Below are 26,596 nucleotides of genomic sequence, written 5' to 3'. Positions count from 1 at the left end.
ATGAAAATTACGGTTTACAGGTCAAGAGGTGTGCACTAGATTTGACGGGAAAGAAGTCTCCTATGGGATTGTTTGCAGCTAGAAAATTGAAGAAAAAGAGGCTAAAATTCAGGTGGAGTCAAAGGGAGTTCAAGATTAAAATGCTTGGATTAAAACTGAAGGTAGACCCACTAGAAGGGGCGCCTATGTCGAGAGGCATCGTTCTCGAGAAAGTGGGTGTAGAAGCAAGGCAACCTAACTCCGCTCTCAGAAAAGCAGTAAAGGTTCAACTTGTAAAGAACAACAAAGTTGTCACAGCATTCGTACCATGGGATGGAGGCTTAAAGATGATAGACGAACACGATGAAGTTATAATAGAAGGGATTGGCGGGCCTAGAGGAAGATCGATGGGTGACATTCCAGGTGTTAGATATCGGGTGATAATGGTTAACGGAGTTAGCCTGAAAGAACTGCTAAAAGGGAAGAAGCAGAAACCTAGAAGATGATCCCCAAGACCATATTATATTACTTCACTAACTCTGCTCTCCCGCCTCTTCTACAAGAGACTTGTGTATGTAAATAGGTTTACCCGCTATTTTCGCTAAGAATATCGCGTGACTGGGGATCATTTTCTTCTGAATAGTTACAGTATCAAAGGTTAATTCAATGGTAGCAGTATACAGTCCTGTTGACTCGTCTAGAGAGTCTATTAATACTCTCCTTATGGTTTTCTGAGCACTGTCTTTAAAGAACTCTAACTGTGGCAGAAGATCGAATAATGATTCTCTTTTTACTACATACTCCTCAGCCAATTCCTCATTATCTAGTTGATTAAGAGCAGACACTATTTCTAGGGGTACATAATACATTGTGAATGTCTTACCATTCTCCAAGAAAAGGTTTATCACACCAACATAGCCAAACTCTTCTTTGTCTACTACAACGAATGTGTTAAGATCAACAGCTTCCAAAAGTTCCTTTTCTTTAGAGGAGCTCATTATACCCAACCATCTCCTTGTTCAATACATCCTTGTAGAGAGCATTTATTAATTACATGGTATATAGCCTGAGTTTGCGTGGAAGATTTAAAATAGGCAGATTAAAAGAGGTTAAATGCTTAGAGTGTATGGTGTAGATAGAGGTGTTTGGCTTGTCTAACGAATTAGCGGATGTAGAGCTTAGAGCTGATGAGGTAAGATTATTCAGTAAATGGAGCTTTATAGGAGTTAATGTCAGAGATCCTGGTCTAAAGAAATACATATCGCTTAAACCCGTATGGCTTCCGCATACAGGGGGCAGGCATGAGCATAGAAGGTTCGGTAAAGCAGAGATACCTGTTGTAGAAAGGTTAATGAACAAGCTGATGCGTCCTGGGAGAAACGGGGGCAAGAAACATTTAGCATATAATATTGTGAAAACAGCGTTTGACATAATATATCTCAGGACAGGTGAAAACCCCTTACAAATACTTGTAAGAGCTATAGAAAATAGTGCACCTCGAGAAGAAACCACGAGAATAACCTACGGTGGAATAACCTATAGAGTATCCGTAGATGTGTCCCCACAAAGAAGAGTTGACTTAGCACTAAGATTCATAGCCGAAGGAGCTAGAAATTGCGCGTTTAACAATCCAAAATCTATCGAGGAGTGTCTATCTGATGAGCTTCTCCTGGCAGCAAGCGGCGATCTTAACAGTCACGCTGTCAAGCAGAAAGAGGAGATAGAGCGTATAGCTCTCAGCTCGAGATAATGACATAGTTAATCTTTTAAAACCTCTATCCCACGAAGTATTATCTCCCGAATATATAGGGTGGTGTAGAATGGCAGAGAAATCTCACATGAACCTGGTGGTAATAGGCCACGTAGACCATGGTAAGAGCACCCTAGTAGGTCATCTGCTTTTCCGTCTAGGGTTCGTTGACGAGAAAAAAATTAAAGAACTAGAAGAAGCTGCAAGAGCTAAAGGAAAAGAATCCTTCAAATTCGCATGGCTACTCGACAAGCTAAAGGAAGAAAGAGAAAGAGGAGTAACAATCGACTTAACCTTCATGAAGTTCGAGACCAGGAAATACTACTTCACAATAATCGACGCTCCTGGACACCGTGATTTCATCAAGAACATGATCACCGGTGCAAGCCAAGCTGATACAGCCGTAGTAGTTGTTTCAGCTAGGAAAGGAGAGTTCGAGGCTGGTATGAGTCCTGAAGGACAGACCAGAGAACATCTATTACTAGCTAAAACCATGGGTATAGATAAAGTTGTAGTTGCAATAAACAAGATGGATGCCACAGACCCGCCATACAGTCAGAAGAGATATGAGCAAGTGGTATCTATACTCAAGAAGTTCATGAAAGGACTCGGATACGATATTGACAAGATAGCCTACGTACCAGTCTCAGCATGGACAGGGGCAAACCTGATAGAGAGAGACCCTAATATGCCGTGGTACAATGGGCCAACTCTAGTAGAAGCACTAGACCAGATCGAGCCTCCAGCAAAGCCTGTGGACAAGCCTTTAAGGATACCTATACAGAATGTGCTCCAAGTGCCTGGAGTAGGTGTAGTACCTGTAGGTAGAGTGGAGACCGGGGTTCTTAAAGTGGGAGATAAACTAGTGTTCATGCCTATAGGTAAGATAGGTGAAGTCAGAAGCATAGAAATGCACTACACAAAACTTGAGAAAGCAGAACCTGGAGACAATATAGGATTCAACGTTAGAGGAATAACAAAGAAAGATGTTAAGAGAGGAGACGTGGTGGGTCATCCAAACACACCGCCGACAGTAGCTGAAGAGTTTACAGCACAAATATTCGTAATATGGCATCCATCAGCCATAACAGTTGGTTACACACCAGTCATCCACGTCCACACAGCAAGTGTAGCATCAAGAATAGTTGAAATAGTGGCGAAAGTGGATCCAAGAACGGGTAAAGTATTAGAGGAGCACCCAGACTTCCTCAAACAGGGTGATGCTGCTATAGTAAGATTCAAGCCAATAAAGCCGCTGGTAATAGAGAAGTACAGTGACTTTCCGCCACTAGGAAGATTCGCAATGAGAGACATGAATAAGACCATAGGAATAGGAATAGTCAAGGACGTAAAACCTACAACTGTAGAAATAAAGTAAACCATACAAACCTTCTTTACTTTACTCCAAGAAGAAATCTCATCGTATTTTACTTTGCAAAACAAGTACCTAGGGATTATAAATCAGTCTATGCCGGTAATTCCAACATCTCAAAACCAATCCTCGATACATCAACGAATATAAGCAGTGCAAGGAACCAGCGGAATATAACACTTACAGTTGTACTCGAAAAATCTTCCAGTTGAGGTTTTATTATTGTATACATAGAACATGATGATTTTGCTGATGATTTTGCAGTGAACCTTGGTCTATTCCGAGAAGTATCTTTTAAGATTTATTATTGTAAGCAAAAACTCCTAAGAAAGCTAATGTTAGCCTTGGAATTGAATAAATTGTTTAAGCTTCACTTATATGTCAATTAGATTTATCAGCTACAACAAGCTTTATACTTCCCAGAACATTACTTTTTCGAAACAAAGACTAGTGTTTTAAGATAAAAGTAGAGGATAGACTTATAAAGTGAATATTAATCGCAAATAACCCTTATACTCCTTTATTGTGACAAGCTACATGTTATACTAATACCTAGATAATAAAGGCTCACTCAAGTTTATTGTATTTAGAAGCAATTATCGTGTATGGCAAATGGCGCCGGGGGCGGGATTTGAACCCGCGCGGGCTTCCGCCCACTGGCTCTCAAGGCCAGCCCCTTGGGCCGCTCGGGCACCCCGGCACACCTATTATTATATGTAAAAGTTCTCGATTGTAACTGTAATTAATATTAATGCCTGATCTAGGGATTTAAAGGATTTATGTAAAAGATTAAACTATCTTAATTTCTATATAGACATCCTTTGGTACCCTTACCCTCATTATTTGCTTCATCACTCTTTCATCAGCTACTATATCAATTAACCTCTTATGTATCCTCATTTCCCAATGCTCCCAGTGTTTCGACCCTTCACCATGAGGCAATCGGAATACCGGTACCTTCAGTCTCTTCGTGGGAAGCGGTATAGGGCCTCTCATCCTAGCACCCGTTTTCTCTGATATCTTCCTTATCTGCTCTTCAACATGTCTTAGACTATTTACATTAGGACTCCACAGCCATATTCTGACTTTGTTTACCATACCACTACTCCCCCATAACCTTCTTCCATACATGCATCATCATATAAGGTTTATCCCCCTAATAAAAAGCTAATATTTAATGCTGACCGGCTCTCATCATTTTGCCTAATGGTTGATGAGCGTTGAGTGAATTGGAAGAGGAAGTGATAAAAAAATACTTGAGAGCCGGGGAAATAGCGAGGGAAGTACGAGAGTACTCTGACAAAATCGTAAAACCTGGTGAGAAAGCATTAAACGTTTGTTTAGAACTTGAGAGAAAGATTATAGACATGGGCGGTAAACTGGCGTTTCCATGTAATATATCCATCAACGAGGTAGCAGCACATTTCACTCCTTTATATAACGATACCACAATTATTCCACCGGATGCTGTTGTAAAAGTGGATCTCGGCGTTCATATAGATGGATATATAGCAGATACTGCCAAAACCATAGATTTATCAGATAAACACGTTCTTCTCCTCGAAGCCTCTAAAGAGGCCCTTGAAAAAGCTATTAAAACATTGAAACCAGGCGTGAAAGCGTTTGAGATAGGCTTAGCTATAGAGCATGTTATAAAGAACTATGGGTTTAAACCGGTAAGAAACCTAACAGGACATAGCATCGACCGATATAGAATACATGCTGGTCTCTCTATCCCAAACTATGGAGACAGGTTTGCTGTCTTCAAAATAAATAAAGACATGACCATAGCCATAGAACCGTTCGCAACAAATGGGAAAGGTTTAACGAGAGAGGGGAAAATAGCTAATATTTACTCACTGGCAAAAACGAACCCACGTAAACTGGATCGAGAATCACGAGAAGTCTTCGACTATATTTCACAGGAATATAAAACCCTTCCATTCACACCCAGATGGCTTGTCCCTGTTTTCGGAGAGAAGACTGTTGAACACGCTATGAGAGTTTTAATAAAAACTAAAACCCTTTATGTCTACCCTATTCTGGTTGAGGTGGGTAGAGGATTAGTATCCCAATTCGAGCATACTATCTTGCTTACAAAAGATGGTAAAATGGTTACCACTGCGTGAGGTGCACTTATCAAATGACAACAGATGGAACAAGCTTAGCCGACTGGATTTCAGCTATAAGCCAGCTTGCATTCCTCCTTATATTCGTATTACTGTTCGTTGGGGCCAACCAGAGGTTCCAAATGTATTTATGGGGTAAGGAAGTGAGAGCATCCCTCGGAATATTCTATAAATACTACACTGAGGCTGAAGAGAAAACCCGGGACATGCTTGTTCGGAATGGCGCCAAGAGGCCTAAAACCATAGTCGATAGAATAAAGGATTATGTGACAATTTCACCAGTAGATATAGAGCCGACAGACATTATTAGAAGACTAGATCATATATTAACGACAGAAAGAAACCATATAAAAGAACTCCTACTTAAGGAAATGCCGGAAAGGGATAAAAGCATTCGATATAAAATTGAAACCTCTCTGGAAATCACATATGCACTAAACATGATATACAAGATCGTGAGGCACTATTTAATAACAAGCGAGAAAACCAACAACTATATACTACTAATGCAGCTCAAACTCATTCTACCTCAAATACTCAAGATAGCAGAAAGCTATCGAAAAGCACTAGACGATTTTGCAAAAGGAGCTCCCATAGGCGACGCCATAGGCCCCTTAATAGCACACAGAATAGCTCGATTTAATGGAACACCTGAATGGATAAACATAGATGAAGACACTGTAGCCTCGCTCGTAGAATTCGAAAACCGTAAAATCATACTAGTAAAGGCTAGTGGCCCAGAATCGAATGTAGGTAGACCTGGGGTGGCTATAGAAGAGATAATAGAAAAAGACCTATTCAAAACGGGAAAACCGAGACTGTTAATCACGGTTGATGCTGCATTAAAGCTAGAAGGAGAAGACACAGGTTCTGTAGCTGAAGGTGTCGGAGCAGCAATAGGTGATCCAGGGCCTGAGAAAATCAGGATTGAAAGAGTAGCAACGAAATATGGAATACCTCTTAGAACAGTTATAATAAAGATGGGAATGGAGGAGGCGATATACGCCATGAGAGAAGAGATATACAAAGGCGGTGTTGAAGCATTGAATAGGATAAAGACCATTCTAAAAGAAGAGACTCAGAATGGTGATGTTGTTTTACTGGCAGGCATAGGAAACAGTATGGGGGTATCACAGTAGGTGGGAATAGTGCTTAATACGCAGAATAATCCATATATGCAGTTCCTTTTCCTCCTACTACTTATAGGTTCAACGATTTACCTCTTTATACAATCAAGTCAGTCAAGGAAAAAGGAAATCCCAAGAAAGCTTATTACCTTGATAGAATGTAGTGAAGACGGTAAAGAGGAGAAGAGAGACTTCCAGGAAGGCGACTATATTGGGAAAAACCTTGGAACCTGCGGGGAGCATGGTGTCAAAATAATAAAAGCAATTTATAGTACCGAGATAAAACAGCAGTAACCCCCCTTACAATGTGAGATAACTTTATAATCTTTCAGAAACCGATGTATATGACTTGCCCGGCCCGGTCATAGCGATCGGGGAACACCCGGACTCATCTCGAACCCGGCAGTTAAGCCTGTCGCGTTGGGGTACCCGGTAGGGTCCGAGAGGACCTGCAGGGGCCCTAAACCGGGACCGGGCACTACTTCTTACATTCTTCGGATAACAATTTTATCCCTCTAGTATTTTTCATTGAACAAGCTAGGGCTAATGAAAAGGACGGTGTTAGCTTATGGCTAAGATTATAGTAACATCGGCATGGCCTTATGTAAACAATGTGCCTCACTTAGGTACACTTATAGGTAGTTTGCTAAGCGCGGACTTTTTCGCTAGAGCAATGAAGCTATCTGGACATGAGGTTATATATGTAACAGGAAGCGATGAGCATGGTACCCCTATAGAGCTTGAAGCCAGGAAAAGAGGTATCGAGCCTCGGGTACTTACAGATCAGGTCCACGATTACGACCTTAAATTGTTTAATGAATTTAACATCAACTTCTCTCTCTACAGCCGAACTGAAAGCGAGATCCATAAAGAATTTGTCAGGGAAATGCTTAGGAAAATATACGACAATAGCTATATATTTGAGCAAACAGATATACTTCCATATTGTCCTAATGACAAAATGTTTCTTCCAGACAGATACGTTGAAGGAACTTGTCCATATTGTGGATATGAAAAGGCAAGGGGGGATCAATGCGATAATTGTGGTAGACTTCTACACCCAACCGAACTCATAAACCCCCACTGTGTTTTATGCGGTGTAACACCTATATTCAAAGAAACCAAACATTGGTTCATAGATCTTAGAAAACTACAGAATCGGCTTAAGGAATGGTTGGCAAACCACAAGCACATGCCGGAAAACATTAAGAAATACAGTCTCTCATGGCTCGAAACAGGGCTTAAACCAAGAGCAGTTACGAGGGATATAAAATGGGGTATACCGGCATCTTTCCCTGGAGCGGAAGGTAAAACTGTATATGTATGGTTTGATGCACTTCTAGGATACGTTTCCGCTACAAAAGAATACTTAATAATGAAAACAGGAAATCCTGAAGAATGGAAGAAATGGTGGTTCAACCAGGAAACAAGAACCTATTTCTTTATAGGTAAGGACAATATCCCATTTCACTCAATAATTTTCCCAGCAATGTTAATGGCTTCAGGTGATCCTTACGTTTTACCCTATATAATATCAGCCACAGAATACCTTACCTTCAAAGGAGAGCAATTCAGTAAATCCCGTGGAATAGGCATATGGGCAGATGAGGCGCTTGAAATTGCCCCGTCGGATTATTGGAGGTGGGTATTGGCTAGGATTAGGCCAGAGCAGAGGGATATGAACTTCTCATGGAAAGAATTCTACCGCATAGTAAATACTGAATTAAACGATACCATAGGAAACCTTGCCCACAGAGTTCTCACATTAATATACAGGAAGCTTGATAGGAAAACACCGTGCAATCCTCTGATAGAAGATGAAGAAGCTGAGGTATTGGCAAATGCCCGAGGAAAAGCTTGGAATGTTGTCCATAGCTACGAGGAAGTGAAAATCAGGGCAGCAACTGAGGGAATATTAGAAATAGCTAGACTAGGAAACCAGTATCTAAATGCCTCCGAGCCGTGGAAGTATATAAAAACAAACCGTGACAAAGCTACAGGCATTCTATGGACAGAAGCAAATATTTTATATCTAATAGCCCTCACATCCTGGCCTATCATACCAAATGCGTCTACCAAGCTATGGATTATGCTGGGACAAAAACAAGGAATAAGCAAAGCAAGATGGAGCTACATCAATAAAACACTAGATAAATGTGTTGAGATACCTAGACCAGAGCCTCTTTTCAAGAAACTCCGTGAGGACTTTCTTGAAAATGCTGGTCAAATGCTTGAAAAGGCAAGGAAGAAGGCTAGGCTGAAAAGACCTCCAGTCCTCAAAGGGTATAAGGTCGCGGGATAAAACCTATAAACCAACCAATCTATACATAATTCTTGCCCACAGCAAACGTGGGTCAAGCCGGGGTAGCTCAGCTGGTAGAGCGTCGGGCTGTTAACCCGATGGTCGGGGGTTCGAGTCCCCTCCCCGGCGCCATAACTTGTGGAGAGGGGACCCGGCACGCAAACCTTTTACTCCTAACTTCAGCCCCAGTTTGAGTTAACCCTTAAAACCCTAGAAAGATAATTCATTGAAAACTAGGGGCGGACGGGGGCCGATGCTCCAGTAATCCCTGGCTCCAGACCCGACGAATGGAATACGGGTCTTATGACCCCTAAATGTGGGGATGAACTGTTACTGGAGCTAAGCTCGGAGAGACCCGTAGGTCAGGGGTTCGAGTCCCCCCGGGCCCACCACACCCAAACAGGGGGAATAACGGGCTCCTAACACCCCCAATCACCCATTAAGTTTCCTGTGGGATGAGAATAATGTCATTAATAGTTGAAAACCGATATGGAATAAAGATTATAATCATAATCCGTCAAGAAAAGTTAAACAGTCTAGACACTATGACACTAAACAATCTAGCAGAAAAAATCAAAAACGCCTGCCAAGACTCTAGCGTAAAGGCAGTAATGATAACAGGTAAAGGAAGACTGTTTTCCTCAGGAATAGATCTGGAAGAGGTAGCTAGATCCGAAACACCTAGCGAGGCGAGGAAGCCTTTTGATGCGCTGGGTAACCTACTCGAAGCTATGATAAACTGCTCTAAACCTGTTATAGTATACCTAAACGGCCCAGCAATAGCAGGGGGCGCAGAAATAGCATTAGCAGCAGATATTACTTTCTCGAGCCCGACAGCATTTATATCCTGGCCTGAGATTAAGTGGGGGCTAATGGCTCCAATGCTAGCAGCTAGGCTCCAATCAACACCGCATCACAAATTACTGCATGCTGCATTAACAAGTGATAAGTTGACAGTAAAAGAAGCTGAAAAAATGGGGTTAATCGCTGGTATTTACGATACGTTAGATGGTGCTGTTAAGCATATAGCTGAAACACTTGAAACAGCCTCTAAGAATCCTCTAGCAACAAAACTATATCTTGGATACAGGAGAATGCACCTAAAAGAGAATCTAGATAAAATAACTCAACTAGCAAGATTAGCTGAAACACCTGAACTTATAGAAAAAGCTCGGAAATTTCTATCTAAACAACAAATTTAACACTTATTTATTTAGAACAAATCGATTAAGAGAAACACCCCGGTAGGGCCCGTCGTCTAGCCTGGTTAGGACGCCGCCCTCACACGGCGGAGGTCCGGGGTTCAAATCCCCGCGGGCCCACCACTGGTACAATTTAATTCTCATAGTCCTTATTCGACAGTTATTCAAGGCGATAAAAATTAAGGGCTTCATGCAAGCTATTCTTGTAGGGGGAGGCTGTTAATGACTGTAGGAGAAGAAAAGCTGTTATATAGCGAGTTACGTGAGCTGAGGGCTATACTAGAGCGTATTGAGGCCTTGTTGGAAGAACGGCTTATAGGTATCGAGGAACCCTTGCCCGACGAGGTTGACGCGATCAGAGAGTATGAGGATGATAAAAAGAAGGGGAAAATAGAACTTGTGAGCCTAAATGACGTCCTCAGGGAGTAAAAGTGACGAGATACACTGTTAACCTCACCAAGAAGGCCTTGAAGCATCTCAGGGAGCTCGACGAGCCTATTAGAAATAGGATCCTTGAAGCGCTAGTTACACTTCAAGACTACGGCTTCACGGGAAGACTAGACATTAAGAAACTGCGTGGCTACAGGAATCATTATAGAATTCGAATAGGAGAGTATAGAGTTTTATTTGAACTAGAAAAACCCAACACAATAACAGTATATGCAATAATCCTCCGAAAGAAAGCATATAAGAAATAATGCACTGGAACCCCTTGTTATGCATATGTGATGGTGTTTAATATCATTATTTGATATCCCAACTGATATTCGTTTTGGAGCAAATGCATATTCAGCAATGAGGAAACAAGCAGGAGATAATAGAAGGTCTAGTAGCAACCAAGACCGAAATCCACACTCCAAAACTAGAAGCATCAGACAAGGTAAAGAAATGTTAATCTTTTGGAAACAAAGCAGGCCCGCACCCCAACGAGCCCCAGTATTTGATAAGAAAAATAGAACTATGATTCTACGAGGAGAGCAGGGAATTTAACTCAATAAGAATCGCTAGCATCGAGCTCGATCCAGTCTACTCAGAGCCAGAAATAGCCATAAAGGTCAAACTAGAGAAAAGCGGCATTATATACGCCCTAGTATACTTCAATCTTCACGGAGTATGAGAGGAAAGAAAAGACATAACAGTAGAGTAAAGTAACGCAAAATTATTAAATAATTTTCCATTTTTATAGCTATCTAGTTTTTATGAGCTAAGTTATTGGCCTGTATAAATTAACTTACAGCTACAATCATATTATTATATAAATAGTTACATGACCAATCATTGTACACTAAAAATGACTAGTTATACAAAGGTTTATTAATGCTCTACTAGCATGCTTATTTAAGAGGTGTTTTTTGTATTCTATAGAAAAAACACACAGTGCAAGTGATTGTCCTTGGACTTATGGTGTGAGAAGCCCTGATCCTAGGAAATATGGTATTGATATTTACGGAGGATTTATTGTAGTTAGAACTCCTCTAGTGCTTCCTAAGCTTGATCATTTAGTAGTCGTTTGGGCCTCAGTATCGTCAGATGAGTATTTCTACCAAACTTCTCTAGGCTATCATGCAGAATGGGGATGGCGTATTTCTGCTGGGTCTTGTAGCCGGGAAAATGGTGGCCCTCACCCAAATTTACCATGCGATTGCGGATGTCCCCCATTTAAGGTTGATGATAAGATCTTCAAGCCGCAACATAATCATGTATATGAACTGGGGATCAGATTCATACCTAAGCAAGGCAGTGGTTACAGAGTATTTCTGTATTTTGTTGATTATAGTACTAATATATTGTATAATATTTATACGTTAAACGATAGTAGTAAGCCATCTACGCCTGTTGGGGGAATGATGGAATCCGATACAACTGATACTAGTGATCTAATAAAGGTAGGGAATAACAATGCATTTAAAATAGAGACAACTAATTGGCTGCTAGAGCCTTGGGTTTCGGAAAGGTGGCCGCATGGAAAAGTATATGCAGACTTTAAAGAAAATGAAAAAGATATAGAAGAGCGTATTCAAATAAAACTATTGTCTCCAGGGAAATTCTATATAGGCTATGATATAGGAGGCACTCATTATAAAAAAGAGGCACAATTATGGTAATAGGTGTACAGAAAAATAAGAGAATGATATACTATATTGCTATTATTGTTATTTTACTATTCATGGGAATAATATTTATTAATAACTTCTATACGGTGAAAACTCCTTCAAAATCAGCTACTTCTAGCACACCCCCGGCTTCTCATGTACCTGGCCAAGGTTCTGGCTTGGTTAACGTTCCCAGCCTTGTTAAAGCCTTTCTCGCTAATACATCAAGATTTTACCTAGAGCATAAAGAAGCAAATATTATAGACGGTTTTTGTAGAACATTAATTCTGCATGGGAAGGTTGTAAATGCTACCCTTATCCAGATACCTATAGGTAGCTATAAGGTTCGGCTCATTAATGGCGAAACAGCTAACATTAACCATATTTCGGTTTCTGGAGGTCTTTATCACTACGGCTTATTAGCTTATATATCCTCTAACGGTAATTACTGGTTTGCAAGGCAACTAAAACTAGGAGGCATTGTGGTCACTCACATCTCTCCTTTAGAGAATATCACCATTACTGGTAGTTTCGGTCCAGCACAGTGGTTTCGCATAAGTAGTGATAACACAACAAAAGTGTTATGGTTCACGAGCTACCCTGGAGTCGTGTACAAAGATAAGGTAATATGTAGCTCGGAGGCAATAGAGCTTAAGGGGAACAGTATAATTATAGTTAGGATCTTCATAGTAAAGACGGAGAATGTGCCGAATACAGTTGAGAGTAGTTTATGGCTGGTTCTCTCACCTATTGACACCAAGTAATGTTATAAGCTTTCGCTTCACAAAATATTATAGCATGGCAACTCTAGGATAACTATGTCTCCTTGTCTATACTTTGAAGAATTCTCTAGCATCTTCACCCTCCCTTAAAAGCCTGAGGTATGCATAGAGTTTCTCAACATCAACATCTTTGACACCCACAATCTTTATCCTAACTTTCTTACCCTCAAGCTCGGCCAAACTCTTCAGTGGAATAATCACACCGCCCTTAACGATACCCTCTATCTCAGGCATACTCAATACACCAAATGCCATTATTACGGTAGGAGGTAATCAATTTCGCTTAATTTTATATTTATTCTAGCCAATGCCGTAAAACGAATGCATAACTTTTAGGTGGTAGGCCCGGGGTTCAAGTCCCCGCGGGCCCACCATTATTGTGTGGTAATACCTGGAGGAATTCAAGCCTACTTGTTTTATAGACAACCTGCGTCTTAACAAGAAACTTCTAAAATAATACTATGCAAAGAGATTTACTTTATGTGCCTCTCCTAACTTCAGCGAATTCAAAATAATCTATGTTTATACAAAATCTATTATGACTTTCGTTTATGGATAATATTATTAGCAATAAACTTACTACCGCTTAATATATAGATTCTTATTATTCTTTCCATCATAATATTTTTATATCTAAACACGTAACCTATAAAACATACATTTTTACATAAAATCAAAGAGAACTCATTGGATAAAGGTGGGGAAAATGGCTAGTCCTCCTCCTCTCTCTGAAGTGGCTATGACTACTCTACTATGGGAAGCAGCTGTCATGACCCTGGTTATCGGTTTGGTGAACCTGGGGGCAGGCAAGGAAAAAATTAACTTAAAGGACTATGGTGTGATAATCCTCAGTGGTGCAATAATGGAGACTCTCGCATTGGGTTACGTTATAGCTGATAGAAATGTCTTCGCTGCAACCATAGCAGCAGCATTTGTCTTACTATTATGGATATTGGGTGTGTCTTTAACTATAGGCGGAACTAACCTTTACTTAGCGAATCATGCCCTGTGGTTCACTGGAATACTCTTTGCAGCGTTCTCAACATTTACTGGCATAGAACTACACTTGATCTTCCTAACAACAGCACTCGGACTCTTAGTACCAGTTACTGTTTGCGGTGCTATCCATGGCTATACAGGGAATGAGGCATGTGCAAAAATTGCTGGGATAACATCGTTTATTGATGGCTTTGTCTTTATGACTATGGCTTTTGCTGGAGCTATAGGAGTGGTTCTTCCCTAAAAGACATCCTTTTTTTCTTTATTCTTTCATTTCTATATAAGACGATGTTTTTATAGGTCGTGAGAAAATTGGTTCTAAATAATCATCTTCTCAGCGAACTCTTCTAGTTTTGCGAGAGGGTTTTGCGCCTTCATGACTGCAGACGCTACTAGTACCCCCTGTGTTCCCAGTTGTATTGCTTTAATAGCATCGCCTGGAGCAGAGATCCCAGCTCCTGTTAGAATTGCTGATTGTGTATTGTGCTGCCTTACTAGTCTAACTGTATCAGTTATAACTTGAGGTTTTGCCTTAGATACGGGTATTCCCGTTCCAATAAGTTCCGGCGGTTCGATTGCTATCATTGTTGGATTAAGTAGTGATACAGCAACCGCTTCCTCGGGCGTTTCAGCACATACGAGTGTTTCTATTCTTGTTACCTTTATAATCGATTGTATGTCTCTATACAGGAGTTTCTTCTCACTATGATTCAACAGGACACCTTTTGCTCCAGCTTCCTCCGCCATTTCTACTGTTATGTGTCCTGTGTAAGATCCTTCTATTACAGAGTCAACTGATTGAATGTACGTGTCTTCATGTATTTTGGAGATCCTATAAACTTCCGTGGCCGGTACAGCTAATATTATTCTTATCCTACCTGTAGATGAAAGATCTGAAGCTTTCTTTGCTATTTCTTCTGCTATTTTTCCATAACTTGTAGGGTAAGCTTTGTAGTTAACTACAAATACAGGTATCATAGCTTCCACCAATTAGATGTCATATCCTTGAAAAAGAAGAATGTGGTTACTCATGAAGTTCTTCCAGCATTTCAGAGTGACGTATTTTTGCTTTATATCCAATGTCAATTTTAACGAAACGGTCTTTCAGTTTTTCCAGCACATCTGGTAATGTTGTATACTCCATTTCTTCTGGACCTAGCCTATGAGGCATGAATGGCCCGTGACGGCGAAGATAGTCTGCTATGACGTTAGCTGTTCTTCTCGCCTCGTCGAATGCTGGATCATCAAAGAGGTCTGCTGGGCCGACAAGCCTTCCGTCCTTGACTTGGAACCCCAGTGCTATTATTCTAGGTGGGCCATCGAATCTCGTGCATTTAGCGTGACGTAGGCCTACTGGCATGAGTGGCCCGTGGTGGCTTCCTCTCATCCATCCTGCTACCAAGTGTGGGAACGCAAATGGTTCTAGTACCTCTCCGGTTGCCGGGTACCCGCTCTGGGCTCGGACTATCGAAACTGGATCGTCTTTTCCTACATATTTTCCGGCTATTAGGTTTAGTCTTTCACTGCTTACTACCGCTCCTATTACATGGTTATTTTTCCTGTATACCCTTTTTACCACATATCTTCCTGGCGTCCCTATCAGCGCTAGTATATCATACATTTCCTCTGGCGCTTTTAATTCAACTACTTTTCCTTCGAAGACGTCTAACACTTGAAATATGAAGCCATTGTGCATCCTAGGATCTATTACTAGTCCTGCAGTATTGAAGGGATCTGCAAAAATTTTGAATAATGGCATATTAAATGCTCCAGGTTCTGTTTTGTCTGCCATGAATATAATTATAGGCTCGGCCGGCCTTTCTTCTATTTCCATTTCAGCTACTCCCGGGCCTAGGCCTCTTATGTTTCCAGAGAACGCGTCTGAGAGTAGGTCTTGACCTGCTGCATAGAGTCCTAATTCTTTGGCTACTTTAGCTGCTTCGCTAAATGCCTTCCAAGCTAGGCCATGTATGTCAGAGTTGTCCTCCCCCTTGTTGTGAGTCATTATCAGCTGTAAGTCGTCTCCTACGTGGGTTACATAGAAGTCTTTTATGAGCCCTTCCTTTTTTGCATCAACTAGAACTTTTGAGGCTGCTGCAAGAGTATCAGGGTGAGTTACGTGATGACCTGCGAGAGATCCTATATCTGCTTTTATAACACTTATAGTTGTCTTGACCATGATTATCCTCCTCCTAGAAAGTAGATCTAATTATAAATGGTTAGAGAATGGGAGTTATATATTGATTAATAATCATTTACTCGTAAAAATACTCTCCCCTAGATTTTTGGAGTCTATCCAAATAGCTTCCTTCTTTATTGACCCTAGGCCTTCCTGTCTCGGGGTCTCTTCTGAAAGTAACTCCCAGTTCTTTGAGGAAAATATTCATACCTTCTCTTAGTGTCAATGGTTTACTTGCACATCCTTCATATCCTGGTTGACCTAGTATAACAATTAGTTTGTCACTAACATAGTCTTCTATAACTACGTCATGTTCTACAACAAATGCTGCCACTTCCCTAGTCTCTGTGAGTCTTCTTATAGTCTTGGCAACTGTTAGCCTCTCTTCAACATCAAGATAAGCAGAAGGCTCGTCTAGCAGATAGATTTCGGCATTTCTAGCCAGAGTTTGAGCTACAGCAAGTTTCTGGAGTTCTCCTCCACTGAGTTCGTTTACCTGCCTGTCAAACAATTTGTCTAGCCTGAGTTTCTTCACTAGTTCCAAGTAAAGCCAACTTCCAGGATTGACTGAGTGTGAGTTAGCTTCTTTTAGAACATCATAGACAGTGCCAGTATAATCCTCGCTTTTTATGTACTGTGGTTTGAAGCTTATCTTATAGTCGCCTAATACAGTGACATAACCTTCATGAGGCTTTATTTTTCCAGCCACAGTATCCACAAAGGTTGTTTTACCTATACCGTTAGGGCCTACAATGCCTATTACTTCACCCTTATAGATCCTGCCTCCTTCTGCTTGAAGTGTAAATAGCCCCCTTTCTACTTTTATGTTGCTCCATTCCAAGTACGGTATAGGGCTTTCTTGCCTCTGTTCTGGAGTGTAAACCCTGAATCCTATGGGTTCCTTTCTTATTCTCATATTCTCAGCTGGGAGAAAACCGTCTAGAAAATAATTTATTCCGTTTCTAACACCATATGGTACTGAGACTATTCCATAGACTCCCGGCTCTCCATAGAGTATTGAGATGTTATCAGAGAGATAATCGAGAACTGCTAAGTCATGTTCTACTACTATATAGTACTTGTTCCCTTTTACTTCCCTCCGTACGAGTTTTGAGACCCTAATCCTTTCTCTAACATCCAGATAACTGCTTGGCTCATCGAAAATATAGACATCTACGTCTTTGCTTAGTACTGCTGCTATCAACAGCTTCTGGAGTTCTCCCCCACTAATTTTCCTTATATTTCTGTCCCAGATAGGCTTAAAACCAAGTTCTTGGGCTAAATCTTGCGATATTCCCCTCTCATCAGCTTTTCGGAGTAGCTGACCAACTGTTCCCTTCAGATATTTCGCTAGAAGATCAACATACTGTATCTTGTGAGCAACCCTCAGTTTTCCTTCTGAAATTCTCTCAAGATAGTTTTGGAGTTCAGAGCCTCTAAACCTTTTTATAACTTCATCCCAATCAGGCGGATTCTCCACCCGGCCTAGGTTAGGCTTGATTTCACCAGCAAGTATTTTTATGGCTGTTGTTTTACCTGTCCCGTTCTTGCCTATGAGTCCTAGAACCTGACCTGCTTTAGGTACAGGTAGTTTGAACAGTTTGAAGCTGTTTACATCATACCTATGAACAGCATCTTCTTCGAGTTCAGCAGGTAGGTTGATTATGGATATAGCCTTAAAAGGACATTTTCTAACACATATACCGCATCCTATACAAGTGTCTTCATATATTACAGGTTTATTCTTCAGCTCCGGCTTAGCTTCGATAGCTTTGGTCTTCCCTGTTCTGTTTATAGGACAAAACGCTATGCACTCCTGGTGACATTTAGTGGGTTTACATGAATCATAATCCACAACTGCTATTCTGGCTGTTTTTCCCGGCATTATCCTTATACCTCTGTCCTTCTAGATTGGAGTCGTGGGGAAAATAACTGGTTTTTTGTCAGTTGGTTTATTACTCACATTTATCTATAAACTTGTGTGAGGCGATGAAATGTGGTGACGGCACTGAAGGATGTGATGAGAGGACATGATCCTGAGCCTCGTTATTTATATTGTTGATAAGTAATTAGCAGTAACGGACTCTAGCTTATTTAGAACATCACCTATTAGTTCAAGCTCATTACATTTCAATGGTTCCCCAGGAGGTTCTGGAAGATACTCAGGACCCGGATGCTTTTGTTCATATAATATACAAATATTATATGAACCTACTTTCATTACTTCGTTTCTTAATCGAGAGAGAAGCCTTCCTATTTGCTTGTCTCCATAGATAATGATAAGTGCTTCTAGATCTAGTGTTCTAGCTTTGTTTCTTGACAACCTAAAAGCATCTAAAGTGTGAATGTAGGTTGCATAACATACTAAAGGATCTATTTTTTCAGGTGTAACAACTACTAATGTATCATTTCTTCTTTTCAATCTCCTTAACTTCTTGGTAAACACATCGTAGTCTTCTCGACTAAGATTCACTACCCACCGTATAATATATATAGGATGTTGAAACGAGTCTATCTTTGTACATTCCGCTTTCATTTTATTTCCCTTTCCACCTCATTCTTTTCCCAAGGAAATACAATCCACTTTGTAGCACTTGTACCATAATAGTCTGGAATAAATGTTGTCCAAGGTTTAATATACAATGCCGCTGTCTTTATTTGGGATGGTCCGTAGAGCGTTATAGCGCTTAGAGCTACTTGTAGGCTTTTACCCGTATCCGAAACGTCATCTACTATTAAAACGTTTTTATCTGATATGTCAAGTGTTAGCGGTTGCCGTATGACAGGTTTATGTCTGGTTTCACCTGGGCGCTGATAGAACATAACTTCTATTGTACCCAAATTTCTTACTCCAAGATAATCCGCTATTATTCTTGCTGGAACTATTCCTCCCCTCATTATCCCTATTATAGCATCGGCTCTATACCCGTCATTATACACTTTTCCAGCTATCATCCTAGAATAATTCTCTATATCTTTCCATGCTACATAGTAGAGCTCTACTCCGCCGTGACTTATAGGTATAAATGTCATTTCTACGGTATCCGATAACAGGTGATCCTCCGTATAGACTCTATAGTCTCTGCCGTTAACGAATAAAATTATATCATACCTAGGGCCCTTCCCATTAAAATACTGAGATAATTCTCGTGTTTTACTTACAGTGTTAATAAGATCTAAGAGTGTTATTCTAGAATTCTCAATCTCCAGAGTTAATTCCTCTCTTCCAGCTGAATGTTTAAGTTGACCTAATAACTTGACTTTTATGTGCATAAGTGCACCCCAATACTCGAAGAATTAATTGCTTGTTTATTGTTGATTTGTATAGGAAACTAGTGGTAATTAATTATTCTGATCTACTGTTCTTTCTTCCTTATAACCTTAATTAAATGAGTTATATACCCAGCAACCCTGTTTCTAACTCTCTTGGATTGGTACTCAATTAACTGATCCACTATTTTCTTGTTCTCCTCAAAATTATCTGTAAATACACTAGGATACCTTAAGAGAAGCTTCCTTGCAGTCCTCTTAACTATCGTAGGCCTTACTTTGCCCATCACCTACACCTCATTGTCCGCCTATTGACGTATGTGGTTTTTATTTATTAGTGTCTGATTCTTAGGGCAGTTATCTGTTATCATTATGGGAAAACTTTATATAGAAGCCATTTTACATGGTTTTACGTGAAGCACAAGTAGGAAGGGGTGACAGAATATGGCAACAGAACCAACCGGAATACCGGTAATTATCCTTAAAGAAGGAACCCAGAGAACAGCTGGAAAAGATGCTTTAAGAGCAAACATTATGGCAGTTAGAGCGATCTCCGAAATGCTGAAAACAACATATGGGCCCAAAGGCATGGACAAAATGCTTGTAGACAGCCTAGGAGATATAACTATAACTAACGATGGCGCTACAATACTTGATAAAATGGACATACAGCATCCTGCAGCTAAGATGATAGTTCAAATATCAAAGGGCCAAGATGAAGAGGCAGGAGACGGTACTAAAACGGCTGTTATATTAGCCGGAGAGCTACTTAAGCAAGGCGAACTCCTCCTAGAGAAAGGAATTCACCCTACTGTAATAGTTTCCGGGTACAAGAAAGCTCTAGAAGAAGCTGTTAAGGCTATCAACGAAACAGCTGAGAAAATAGGTTTTGAAGACGATGAAAAACTACTTCTCATAGCTAAAACAAGCCTTAACAGTAAAGCTGTTCACGGTGCAAGGGAACACCTAGCCAAGATAGCACTTGAAGCTGTCAAGAAAGTAGCTGAGAAGAGAGGGGAAGATGGATACTGGTATGTTGATCTCGATAACATACAGATAATTAAGAAGCATGGAGGAGGAATACTAGACACCGAACTTATTCACGGAATAGTCATAGATAAAGAAGTAGTACATCCTGGCATGCCTAGAAGAGTAGAGAAAGCTAAGATAGCACTGCTTGACGCTCCTTTAGAGGTAGAAAAACCTGAAATTGATGCTGAGATAAGAATCAACGACCCTACGCTCTTCGATAAGTTCTTTGAGGAAGAAGAGAAAATACTAAAGGAAATGGTTGACAAAATAGCTGCAACAGGTGCAAATGTAGTTATAACCCAGAAGGGTATTGATGATGTTGCACAGCACTTCCTAGCCAAGAAGGGCGTTATGGCCGTAAGAAGAGTTAAGAGAAGCGATATAGAAAAGATAGCAAGAGCAACTGGTGCAAGGATAGTAAGCAATATAGAAGACTTGAAACCGGAGGATCTGGGGGAAGCAGAGCTCGTAGAGGAAAAGAAGATCGGGGACGATAAGATGATATTCGTAGAAGATGCAAAGAACCCCAAGAGTGTAACGATACTTATAAGAGCGGGTCTTGAGAGAATGGTTGAAGAAGCCCACAGAGCTATTCACGACGCTTTAAGCTCAGTAGCAGACGCCATAAGGGACGGTAAAATAGTAGCTGGTGCTGGTGCAATAGAAATAGAAATAGCTAAGAGGCTCAGGGAGCTAGCTCCTAAGATCGGCGGTAAAGAACAGCTAGCCATTGAATACTTCGCCAGAGCCGTGGAGTCACTCCCAGCAGTTCTAGCAGAGAATGCTGGTCTTGATCCGATAGAAACACTGATGAAACTGAGGGCAGCCCATGAAGATCCGTCAAAGAAGTTCTATGGAATAGACATAAAGTCCGGAGAAATCATAGATGTTGCCAATACAGGCATAATAGAGCCCGCTAGAATAAAAGCCAATGCATTGAAAGCAGCTACTGAAGCATCTACACTTGTCACGAGAATAGACGATGTGATCGCTGCTAGTAGAACTAAAGAAGAAGAAAGCAAGAAACCGAGGGGAAGCGGTGAAGAAGAAGAGTAACCAGCTTAATCCCTCCTGTAAATTCTTTAACTCCATTATCAAACCCAAGTTTTTAACTTACCTAACCAATTCTTTACAACAAGTTGGGAATTCTAAGCAATTACCGGGTTTATATTATGATCATAATAATAACTGGTACACCAGGAACGGGGAAAACAAGTATATCCACCCTAGTCTCAGGGGAACTAGAGTGTATACACATTGATGTATCACAACTCGTTAACCAAATGAAACTAGGTAAAAACGATCCCACCGGCAGGCAAACATTGGTTTTATCAAGTCCTCAAAAAGTGATTCAACACATAGAGGAAGTTCATAAAAAAAGTAAATGCATTATAATAGACACACACTATCCTAGCATATTTTCCTCGCTGGCAAGGGATGTTATTGCAGTCTTTGTTCTAAGAACTCATCCTAAGACTATAATCAAGAGATTAGCAAGAAGAGGATGGATTAAAAATAAGGTTATTGAGAATGCTGAGGCGGAATTAATAGGAGTTATTGATAATGAGGCGAGAGAGCAATTTGATTGTGTTTTCTCCATAGACACTACTAGTAAAACTGTATCAGAAACGGCCTTGCTCATAAAGAAATTGATAGATAAAATTGGTCAAGAACCTTGCCTCGGGCAAGGAAGATTTATAGACTGGCTAGATGATGAGTCTGCTATTGCTGCTGTTTTAAGTATAGAAACGGGTCAATCTTAACTAGTATCGGTTTTCTATATAAGTGTGATTGCAAGAGAACTTCACCATTCCCTAACTTGTCTAAGATTTGAATATATTCACGTGGAAGACTCATGGATTCCTGGATAACTTTTTTATCGACCCCAGATCTTATAGCATGTACTATTTTGGTGTTCATATTTGCAGTTATTTCCTTGGGAAGCATGGAAGGATTCTGTGTTGACACTATCAATCCTAAACCGAATTTCCTTCCCTCAACAACAATAGTATTAACCAGGTTTGAGGGAGAATTCCCAATAAGGCTCTGAGCTTCATCTAATAATAGAATAATGCCCATCTCTTTTTCTCTAGCAATATAATACAGATTTGATATAACTGTGAAGGCAATAAGTCTTCGTAGATTCGTATTTTTAATTCTAAATAGATCAAAAATCAATACATTTTCCTGCGACGTCCTTAATAGATGTTCGAGATTTCCACAGGGAGCTGTAAATAATTTATCATATTTTGACTGATGGATAAAGTATAACTTACGGAGAACCGCCTGTTTTATTTCTCTAGACCAATAGCCTTCAGTAAAAGAGTTATCCAAATATTCTATAAGATTTTTTATACTAGTAGGCTTTTGCTCATGAATTACCTTTGTTAGAAACACGACCTGAGGATCACTTAAAGATAGCGCCTCTGATAAAAGTTCAGCTACACCTTCGAAACCCATTCTAGGATAACAAAAAACACCTAAATGAAGGTCTCGACTGGAGAAATCTATTATTCTATAACTCCTAAATCCCATGCTACCTAAAAGACTAGGATACTCAGAATGCCAGTCTATAACAATTATTTTGAAGCGATGTTTAATATGACTTAATGAAAGGCCTGTAATTATTAATGCTGCTGTAGTAGATTTACCGGTACCGGTAGAACCAAAAATACCTATTCTATTAATTATATCACTATACGTCAAGATAACTTTACGGGGTTCGTTGCTATTCAACGAGTAACCTATATCGATAAGAGCTTCCTCCTGGTATGCATTGAATTCTCCATTACCATCATCCCTGCTTATAGGATAGGGATAATACTTAGGCAAAACAAAGTCAAATTCTCTTGAGCCCCAGATTTTTAACTTATTAAAGGGAGCACTAACACCTACTATTCTCTCAAGGAAAGAAACTATTTTCGGTGAGTAATCAATATTCCGCACAGAGACCCTAAACCCTGTACATGCAGCATTTAACGTCGTTCTAATAACTTCTTTCTCTATCTCAACCCTGTCACTTCTTCCACCTAAAACAACAGTGACCGAGGAATAACCATTTGGAGAAGATGAAACTATATAATAATACTGAACATTTGGAGAAGCCATTCTTTCTTTTAATATTCGCCTAACACACTCCCATGCCTCTTCATTTGCTTGAAGATCGAATGCGATAATATTTTCATTTCCAGTAAAATTCAATGATTTGAATCTATAGGATATACTATAGATTAGTATGACAATAAATGAAAATGCTACCATCAGCCAAAACAAAACTAATCTATTAAACACCAGTTCTCCTTCCATCGTGTAAACTATGAGTAAAATGCTGATGATTATACCAATTATTCCCGGTGAATAATTTCTATGCAATATGTGCCCTGAAAATCAAGCATGATTTTAAAGAGGGAGGAAACATACTATTCCTATGTTTTTATACACATGTAAAATTCCTGAGGAACCCTATCCTTACCTAGCACCTCATTAGGTTCTATTATTTTCACCATAAATCCTCCAATAGAGTATATCATAGAACCGTCATTGCTTCTATCGACAAATCTAGCTTTCCCGCAGAAAGGGAATGATTCCAAATCCCCAGGCTTTTCATCAGTTACTAGGACGTTAATCTTTCTTCCAGTACCTAGATAAATAACATCCTCAAGCATATCAAATGTTATATAAGCGTTCTTTAAACCTGTTATTTTACATCTATATATCCTAGTTCTCGGAAGTTCTGATTTTTCAACCCTAGATACCCTACACTCAAAGCTTCTAGCAACAGCCATCTAGTCCACCCTTATTCACGATATACTCGAACTCCCCTTTAAAACAATATTTAAGGGAAGCCGTAATACTTATTGACAAAATGGTAATCAGGTGGTTAGGATGAGTGTAATCGACGCTCAAAGAAAACTTGTCACAAAACTAAACACGCTTCTTGGTAGAAAGATAAGCATACGGCTCATCAACGAGCAATCATATACAGGAACCTTGGAAGGATTCGATCACCCGCATTTCAACTTACTCATAACCGATGCAGTAGATAAAGATGGGAATTCCTTTTCTTCAGTAATTATCAGAGGAGAGGTTGTCTCTGAAATAGTAGAAGTCGAGCAAAAACTATTTGACCCTATAGAGTTCAAGGAGTTCTTGATAAAGAGACTCAACCTTAAGCCTTATGATGTTACAGTAATAGAAGAAGCAGGTTCTGTTGTTGTACTGAAAAAGATCACAGTTTCTGAGAAAGGTGTAGAAGGAGTCGGCCCTATGGTTAACAGTATTCATGCAGTCTTCCAAGATTATATGAAGTCTAAAAAGAAAAGATAACTTCATTATGTTCCTGTGGGAACCTTTCTTAATTACCTTATAAACCCATTGTTATTTTATTAAGGTCGATAAGATTGTTTGAAATAAAATACACCGACCTAGGTGGTAGAATAGGTGTATTAGAGACAAAGCATGGTAAAATAGAGACCCCTACATTATTTCCGGTTATAGATATACATAGGCAAGAGCTAAGTATAGATGATATAAAGAAAGCGGGATTCAATCAAATAATAACCAATTCATACTTGATCTATAAGAGATATGGTTCTAAGATAGAGTCTATACATAAGTTATTGGATTTCAACGGAGTGGTTATGACTGATTCCGGTGCATATCAACTCCTTCAATACGGGGACATAGGCGTCGATCAAGAAACTATTCTAAACTACCAGAAACAGTTGAATGTTGATATCGGAGTTATACTTGATGTTCCAACAGGAAATTCCAATCGCATAGAAGCAATGAAAACTGTAGACATGACCTTACACCGAGCTCAGAAGGCTTTAGATGTTATAGATCCTGTTTCAGATAAAACTATATGGGTTCTACCAATACAAGGAGGACGATATCTTGGTTTAATAGAAGAATCCTGTAGAACTGCAGTGAAATTGCCTTATAGAATGTACAGCATAGGCAGCCCTACTGTTTTCCTCGAAAAATATAAGTATGACATAATTGGGGACATGGTTTATACTGCGAGAAAAATGCTTCCTTGGGGGAGGCCTCTTCATTTATTTGGTGCAGGGCACCCACTTATAATACCATTTATGACAGCATTAGGAGTAGATACTTTCGATTCAGCATCATATATTCTATATGCTAGAGATAACAGAATAATGACAGATAAGGGAGCTTATAAATTAGACTCCTTAGATTACATGCCATGTAATACAGATATTTGCAATAAATTTACACCCAGAGATCTCCTTGAGCTTCCTATAAATGAAAGAACTCGGTTATTAGCGCTCCATAATTTGCAGGTACTGGCATCAACCATCAGAGAGACTAAACAAGCTATAAAGGAAGGCAGGCTTTGGGAGCTGTTGCTTGCCTACTCTAGAAATCATAAATCTACATGGGACATATTCCGTAAGTTCAGAAAATATCATGGATTAATAGAAGCCCATACGCCTATCACTATTGCTAATCCTAAAGGACACAGACTTTTAGGCTCAGAGAACTTTTGGAACCCGATAATAGTAAGACACTTGAAATACTTATTTACCCAGCACAAGTCTGGAGTTAAAGAAATAAAACTATATCCACTGGAATATGAGCTTTGTGGAAGTATAGGAAGCGTGGGAGATTATATAGTCACCCCATTTTTCGGTTTGATACCACTAGCATTATGCAGATCCTATCCATATTCCCAACATGCTATTGGAAGCATTGTAGAAGACGAGGTATGTAGAAAAACAGCAATGATTGTAGAGACCTTTGCTTTGAAGAACAACATTAACCGCATAACTATCTACTATCCGAGTAGGATAGCTTGCTATGATTACATATACATGAAAATAAGTAAACTTAGAAATCTGAAAATACTCCAAGTAGATTAACGGGCTTTTACTCTAACTCTAACAGCTTCTCCTTTTAAACTAGTTTTCATAGCAGCACAAGACATTCTGGCTTTACCAACGCCTACTAATTTCCCTTCTACGTCAACAATAACTACTTCATTGCCTGGACGGATGTTATCATCGCAATCAACTACACCAGGGACTAGAAGAGAGCCCTTCAAGTCTACGTCTTTTTCGCTGATCACTTTATGCTTTTTCCCTTCACACAAGTTAATGATAGCATTAGCAAAATCTAGTGAAACCGTAAACCATCCGTCGCTAGCTCTTAGTGTAAGTATTCGTTTGCCATCGGCGAAAACATATCTTATCCTACCAGTTTTAGGTGATAACTGTATTTCAAGGGAGCTTATATTAGCTACATAGTCAGCTAGCCTTTCGCCAAATTGTCTCTCTATCATTATCCTTATTGCTTCACGTACATTATCATCTGCTGGAATCCTGTGAACATGTTTAACCATGCCTTTTCCCTAGAAA

Annotated in this window: 30 protein-coding genes, 3 tRNA genes and 1 rRNA gene; 21 read left to right on the top strand and 13 right to left on the bottom strand. The window is 39.9% G+C overall.

The window, feature by feature from the left end:
* Positions 1-62: 62 nt before the first annotated feature.
* Positions 63-485: a 30S ribosomal protein S12 gene (locus F7B60_07800; GenBank protein MCE4615409.1), complete on the top strand. Its 423-nt coding sequence runs from the start codon at positions 63-65 to the stop codon at positions 483-485.
* Between the two features lie 27 nt (positions 486-512).
* Here F7B60_07800 and F7B60_07795 read toward each other — a convergent pair whose 3' ends face one another.
* Complete coding sequence (locus F7B60_07795) at positions 513-977, bottom strand: DUF151 domain-containing protein (protein MCE4615408.1); 465 nt, start codon at positions 975-977, stop codon at positions 513-515.
* A gap of 152 nt (positions 978-1,129) precedes the next feature.
* Here F7B60_07795 and F7B60_07790 point away from each other — a divergent pair, with 152 nt between their 5' ends.
* Together F7B60_07790 and tuf are read left to right on the top strand one after the other, a co-directional pair.
* Complete coding sequence (locus tag F7B60_07790; GenBank protein ID MCE4615407.1) at positions 1,130-1,729, top strand: 30S ribosomal protein S7; 600 nt, start codon at positions 1,130-1,132, stop codon at positions 1,727-1,729.
* A 70-nt stretch (positions 1,730-1,799) separates the two neighbouring features.
* Entirely contained in the window at positions 1,800-3,107 is a 1,308-nt protein-coding gene (gene tuf, locus F7B60_07785; GenBank protein ID MCE4615406.1) for a translation elongation factor EF-1 subunit alpha, read from the top strand.
* Positions 3,108-3,714: 607 nt separating this feature from the next.
* Here tuf and F7B60_07780 read toward each other — a convergent pair.
* Both F7B60_07780 and rpsJ read right to left on the bottom strand, forming a co-directional pair.
* A tRNA-Ser gene (locus tag F7B60_07780) sits at positions 3,715-3,801 on the bottom strand.
* Positions 3,802-3,890: 89 nt separating this feature from the next.
* Complete coding sequence (rpsJ, locus tag F7B60_07775; protein ID MCE4615405.1) at positions 3,891-4,199, bottom strand: 30S ribosomal protein S10; 309 nt, start codon at positions 4,197-4,199, stop codon at positions 3,891-3,893.
* Positions 4,200-4,321: 122 nt separating this feature from the next.
* Between rpsJ and map the strand changes: the two genes are divergently transcribed.
* From map to F7B60_07710, 13 genes are all read left to right on the top strand, one after another.
* Positions 4,322-5,230 carry a type II methionyl aminopeptidase gene (gene map, locus F7B60_07770; protein ID MCE4615404.1) on the top strand — a complete coding sequence of 303 codons (909 nt, stop codon included), beginning with the start codon at positions 4,322-4,324 and terminating at the stop codon, positions 5,228-5,230.
* Positions 5,231-5,244: 14 nt separating this feature from the next.
* Positions 5,245-6,369 carry a DUF1512 domain-containing protein gene (locus tag F7B60_07765; protein MCE4615403.1) on the top strand — a complete coding sequence of 375 codons (1,125 nt, stop codon included), beginning with the start codon at positions 5,245-5,247 and terminating at the stop codon, positions 6,367-6,369.
* 9 nt (positions 6,370-6,378) lie between these two features.
* Positions 6,379-6,651 carry a hypothetical protein gene (locus F7B60_07760; GenBank protein MCE4615402.1) on the top strand — a complete coding sequence of 91 codons (273 nt, stop codon included), beginning with the start codon at positions 6,379-6,381 and terminating at the stop codon, positions 6,649-6,651.
* Between the two features lie 60 nt (positions 6,652-6,711).
* Positions 6,712-6,831 (top strand): 5S ribosomal RNA (gene rrf / locus F7B60_07755).
* 94 nt (positions 6,832-6,925) lie between these two features.
* Positions 6,926-8,659, top strand: a complete 1,734-nt coding sequence (metG, locus tag F7B60_07750) for a methionine--tRNA ligase (protein MCE4615401.1) — start codon at positions 6,926-6,928, stop codon at positions 8,657-8,659.
* A gap of 56 nt (positions 8,660-8,715) precedes the next feature.
* Positions 8,716-8,791 (top strand) — tRNA-Asn (locus F7B60_07745).
* 332 nt (positions 8,792-9,123) lie between these two features.
* Positions 9,124-9,861: an enoyl-CoA hydratase/isomerase family protein gene (locus F7B60_07740; protein MCE4615400.1), complete on the top strand. Its 738-nt coding sequence runs from the start codon at positions 9,124-9,126 to the stop codon at positions 9,859-9,861.
* Positions 9,862-9,906: 45 nt separating this feature from the next.
* Positions 9,907-9,984: transfer RNA gene (locus F7B60_07735), tRNA-Val, on the top strand.
* A 99-nt stretch (positions 9,985-10,083) separates the two neighbouring features.
* Positions 10,084-10,290 carry a hypothetical protein gene (locus F7B60_07730; protein MCE4615399.1) on the top strand — a complete coding sequence of 69 codons (207 nt, stop codon included), beginning with the start codon at positions 10,084-10,086 and terminating at the stop codon, positions 10,288-10,290.
* A gap of 2 nt (positions 10,291-10,292) precedes the next feature.
* Positions 10,293-10,559 carry a type II toxin-antitoxin system RelE/ParE family toxin gene (locus F7B60_07725; protein ID MCE4615398.1) on the top strand — a complete coding sequence of 89 codons (267 nt, stop codon included), beginning with the start codon at positions 10,293-10,295 and terminating at the stop codon, positions 10,557-10,559.
* A gap of 350 nt (positions 10,560-10,909) precedes the next feature.
* Positions 10,910-10,978 carry a hypothetical protein gene (locus F7B60_07720; protein ID MCE4615397.1) on the top strand — a complete coding sequence of 23 codons (69 nt, stop codon included), beginning with the start codon at positions 10,910-10,912 and terminating at the stop codon, positions 10,976-10,978.
* Positions 10,979-11,213: 235 nt separating this feature from the next.
* Complete coding sequence (locus tag F7B60_07715; protein MCE4615396.1) at positions 11,214-11,966, top strand: hypothetical protein; 753 nt, start codon at positions 11,214-11,216, stop codon at positions 11,964-11,966.
* The gene (locus F7B60_07710; GenBank protein MCE4615395.1) at positions 11,960-12,718 is read left to right on the top strand and encodes a hypothetical protein; all 759 of its coding nucleotides are present in this window, start codon (positions 11,960-11,962) and stop codon (positions 12,716-12,718) included. The genes F7B60_07715 and F7B60_07710 overlap by 7 nt, the downstream gene beginning before the upstream one ends.
* A 66-nt stretch (positions 12,719-12,784) precedes the next feature.
* On the opposite strand, the gene F7B60_07705 is transcribed toward F7B60_07710, so the two are convergent.
* On the bottom strand, positions 12,785-12,970 hold the full coding sequence (locus F7B60_07705) for a DUF104 domain-containing protein (GenBank protein ID MCE4615394.1): 186 nt from the start codon (positions 12,968-12,970) through the stop codon (positions 12,785-12,787).
* Between the two features lie 472 nt (positions 12,971-13,442).
* On the opposite strand from F7B60_07705, the gene F7B60_07700 reads away from it, so the two are divergent.
* The gene (locus tag F7B60_07700) at positions 13,443-13,979 is read left to right on the top strand and encodes a hypothetical protein (protein MCE4615393.1); all 537 of its coding nucleotides are present in this window, start codon (positions 13,443-13,445) and stop codon (positions 13,977-13,979) included.
* A gap of 74 nt (positions 13,980-14,053) precedes the next feature.
* On the opposite strand, the gene tpiA is transcribed toward F7B60_07700, so the two are convergent.
* The 6 genes from tpiA to F7B60_07670 all read right to left on the bottom strand — a co-directional run bounded on the left by tpiA (position 14,054) and on the right by F7B60_07670 (position 19,471).
* A complete protein-coding gene (gene tpiA / locus F7B60_07695; GenBank protein ID MCE4615392.1) occupies positions 14,054-14,713 on the bottom strand; it encodes a triose-phosphate isomerase in 660 nt (219 codons plus the stop codon).
* 46 nt (positions 14,714-14,759) lie between these two features.
* The gene (locus F7B60_07690; protein MCE4615391.1) at positions 14,760-15,917 is read right to left on the bottom strand and encodes a fructose-1,6-bisphosphatase; all 1,158 of its coding nucleotides are present in this window, start codon (positions 15,915-15,917) and stop codon (positions 14,760-14,762) included.
* 73 nt (positions 15,918-15,990) lie between these two features.
* Complete coding sequence (locus F7B60_07685; protein MCE4615390.1) at positions 15,991-17,799, bottom strand: ribosome biogenesis/translation initiation ATPase RLI; 1,809 nt, start codon at positions 17,797-17,799, stop codon at positions 15,991-15,993.
* Positions 17,800-17,964: 165 nt separating this feature from the next.
* Positions 17,965-18,387 carry a hypothetical protein gene (locus F7B60_07680; protein ID MCE4615389.1) on the bottom strand — a complete coding sequence of 141 codons (423 nt, stop codon included), beginning with the start codon at positions 18,385-18,387 and terminating at the stop codon, positions 17,965-17,967.
* Positions 18,388-18,446: 59 nt separating this feature from the next.
* On the bottom strand, positions 18,447-19,187 hold the full coding sequence (locus F7B60_07675) for a hypothetical protein (GenBank protein ID MCE4615388.1): 741 nt from the start codon (positions 19,185-19,187) through the stop codon (positions 18,447-18,449).
* An 83-nt stretch (positions 19,188-19,270) separates the two neighbouring features.
* Entirely contained in the window at positions 19,271-19,471 is a 201-nt protein-coding gene (locus F7B60_07670) for a 30S ribosomal protein S17e (GenBank protein MCE4615387.1), read from the bottom strand.
* A 157-nt stretch (positions 19,472-19,628) separates the two neighbouring features.
* Here F7B60_07670 and F7B60_07665 point away from each other — a divergent pair, with 157 nt between their 5' ends.
* Entirely contained in the window at positions 19,629-21,272 is a 1,644-nt protein-coding gene (locus tag F7B60_07665) for a TCP-1/cpn60 chaperonin family protein (protein MCE4615386.1), read from the top strand.
* Between the two features lie 116 nt (positions 21,273-21,388).
* The gene (locus tag F7B60_07660) at positions 21,389-21,979 is read left to right on the top strand and encodes an adenylate kinase family protein (protein ID MCE4615385.1); all 591 of its coding nucleotides are present in this window, start codon (positions 21,389-21,391) and stop codon (positions 21,977-21,979) included.
* Here the strand turns inward: F7B60_07660 and F7B60_07655 are convergent.
* Together F7B60_07655 and F7B60_07650 are read right to left on the bottom strand one after the other, a co-directional pair.
* A complete protein-coding gene (locus F7B60_07655; protein ID MCE4615384.1) occupies positions 21,939-23,588 on the bottom strand; it encodes an ATP-binding protein in 1,650 nt (549 codons plus the stop codon). The two genes, F7B60_07660 and F7B60_07655, sit on opposite strands and share 41 nt — an antisense overlap.
* Positions 23,589-23,641: 53 nt before the next feature.
* Entirely contained in the window at positions 23,642-24,001 is a 360-nt protein-coding gene (locus tag F7B60_07650) for a DNA-directed RNA polymerase subunit G (GenBank protein ID MCE4615383.1), read from the bottom strand.
* A gap of 100 nt (positions 24,002-24,101) precedes the next feature.
* Between F7B60_07650 and F7B60_07645 the strand changes: the two genes are divergently transcribed.
* Entirely contained in the window at positions 24,102-24,542 is a 441-nt protein-coding gene (locus F7B60_07645) for an Lsm family RNA-binding protein (GenBank protein ID MCE4615382.1), read from the top strand.
* Between the two features lie 74 nt (positions 24,543-24,616).
* The gene (gene tgtA, locus F7B60_07640) at positions 24,617-26,101 is read left to right on the top strand and encodes a tRNA guanosine(15) transglycosylase TgtA (GenBank protein MCE4615381.1); all 1,485 of its coding nucleotides are present in this window, start codon (positions 24,617-24,619) and stop codon (positions 26,099-26,101) included.
* On the opposite strand, the gene F7B60_07635 is transcribed toward tgtA, so the two are convergent.
* Positions 26,098-26,580: a hypothetical protein gene (locus F7B60_07635; GenBank protein ID MCE4615380.1), complete on the bottom strand. Its 483-nt coding sequence runs from the start codon at positions 26,578-26,580 to the stop codon at positions 26,098-26,100. The two genes, tgtA and F7B60_07635, sit on opposite strands and share 4 nt — an antisense overlap.
* Positions 26,581-26,596: the final 16 nt, after the last annotated feature.

The sequence above is a fragment of the Candidatus Tiamatella incendiivivens genome (genome assembly GCA_015522635.1).
GTDB classification, from domain to species: Archaea; Thermoproteota; Thermoprotei_A; order Sulfolobales; family Acidilobaceae; genus Tiamatella; species Tiamatella incendiivivens.
This window is presented reverse-complemented; position numbering and strand designations above follow the sequence as displayed.

Bases quoted from the DNA above. Each gene is read 5' to 3' on its own strand.
- F7B60_07685 (MCE4615390.1), bottom strand. From the start codon at position 17,799: ATGCCGGGAAAAACAGCCAGAATAGCAGTTGTGGATTATGATTCATGT.
- F7B60_07645 (MCE4615382.1), top strand. From the start codon at position 24,102: ATGAGTGTAATCGACGCTCAAAGAAAACTTGTCACAAAACTAAACACG.
- F7B60_07730 (MCE4615399.1), top strand. From the start codon at position 10,084: ATGACTGTAGGAGAAGAAAAGCTGTTATATAGCGAGTTACGTGAGCTG.
- F7B60_07700 (MCE4615393.1), top strand. From the start codon at position 13,443: ATGGCTAGTCCTCCTCCTCTCTCTGAAGTGGCTATGACTACTCTACTA.
- F7B60_07800 (MCE4615409.1), top strand. From the start codon at position 63: ATGGGATTGTTTGCAGCTAGAAAATTGAAGAAAAAGAGGCTAAAATTC.
- F7B60_07635 (MCE4615380.1), bottom strand. From the start codon at position 26,580: ATGGTTAAACATGTTCACAGGATTCCAGCAGATGATAATGTACGTGAA.
- F7B60_07705 (MCE4615394.1), bottom strand. From the start codon at position 12,970: ATGCCTGAGATAGAGGGTATCGTTAAGGGCGGTGTGATTATTCCACTG.
- F7B60_07795 (MCE4615408.1), bottom strand. From the start codon at position 977: ATGAGCTCCTCTAAAGAAAAGGAACTTTTGGAAGCTGTTGATCTTAAC.
- F7B60_07710 (MCE4615395.1), top strand. From the start codon at position 11,960: ATGGTAATAGGTGTACAGAAAAATAAGAGAATGATATACTATATTGCT.
- F7B60_07660 (MCE4615385.1), top strand. From the start codon at position 21,389: ATGATCATAATAATAACTGGTACACCAGGAACGGGGAAAACAAGTATA.
- metG (MCE4615401.1), top strand. From the start codon at position 6,926: ATGGCTAAGATTATAGTAACATCGGCATGGCCTTATGTAAACAATGTG.
- rpsJ (MCE4615405.1), bottom strand. From the start codon at position 4,199: ATGGTAAACAAAGTCAGAATATGGCTGTGGAGTCCTAATGTAAATAGT.
- F7B60_07675 (MCE4615388.1), bottom strand. From the start codon at position 19,187: ATGCACATAAAAGTCAAGTTATTAGGTCAACTTAAACATTCAGCTGGA.
- tuf (MCE4615406.1), top strand. From the start codon at position 1,800: ATGGCAGAGAAATCTCACATGAACCTGGTGGTAATAGGCCACGTAGAC.
- F7B60_07670 (MCE4615387.1), bottom strand. From the start codon at position 19,471: ATGGGCAAAGTAAGGCCTACGATAGTTAAGAGGACTGCAAGGAAGCTT.
- F7B60_07765 (MCE4615403.1), top strand. From the start codon at position 5,245: ATGACAACAGATGGAACAAGCTTAGCCGACTGGATTTCAGCTATAAGC.
- F7B60_07740 (MCE4615400.1), top strand. From the start codon at position 9,124: ATGTCATTAATAGTTGAAAACCGATATGGAATAAAGATTATAATCATA.
- tpiA (MCE4615392.1), bottom strand. From the start codon at position 14,713: ATGATACCTGTATTTGTAGTTAACTACAAAGCTTACCCTACAAGTTAT.
- F7B60_07650 (MCE4615383.1), bottom strand. From the start codon at position 24,001: ATGGCTGTTGCTAGAAGCTTTGAGTGTAGGGTATCTAGGGTTGAAAAA.
- F7B60_07665 (MCE4615386.1), top strand. From the start codon at position 19,629: ATGGCAACAGAACCAACCGGAATACCGGTAATTATCCTTAAAGAAGGA.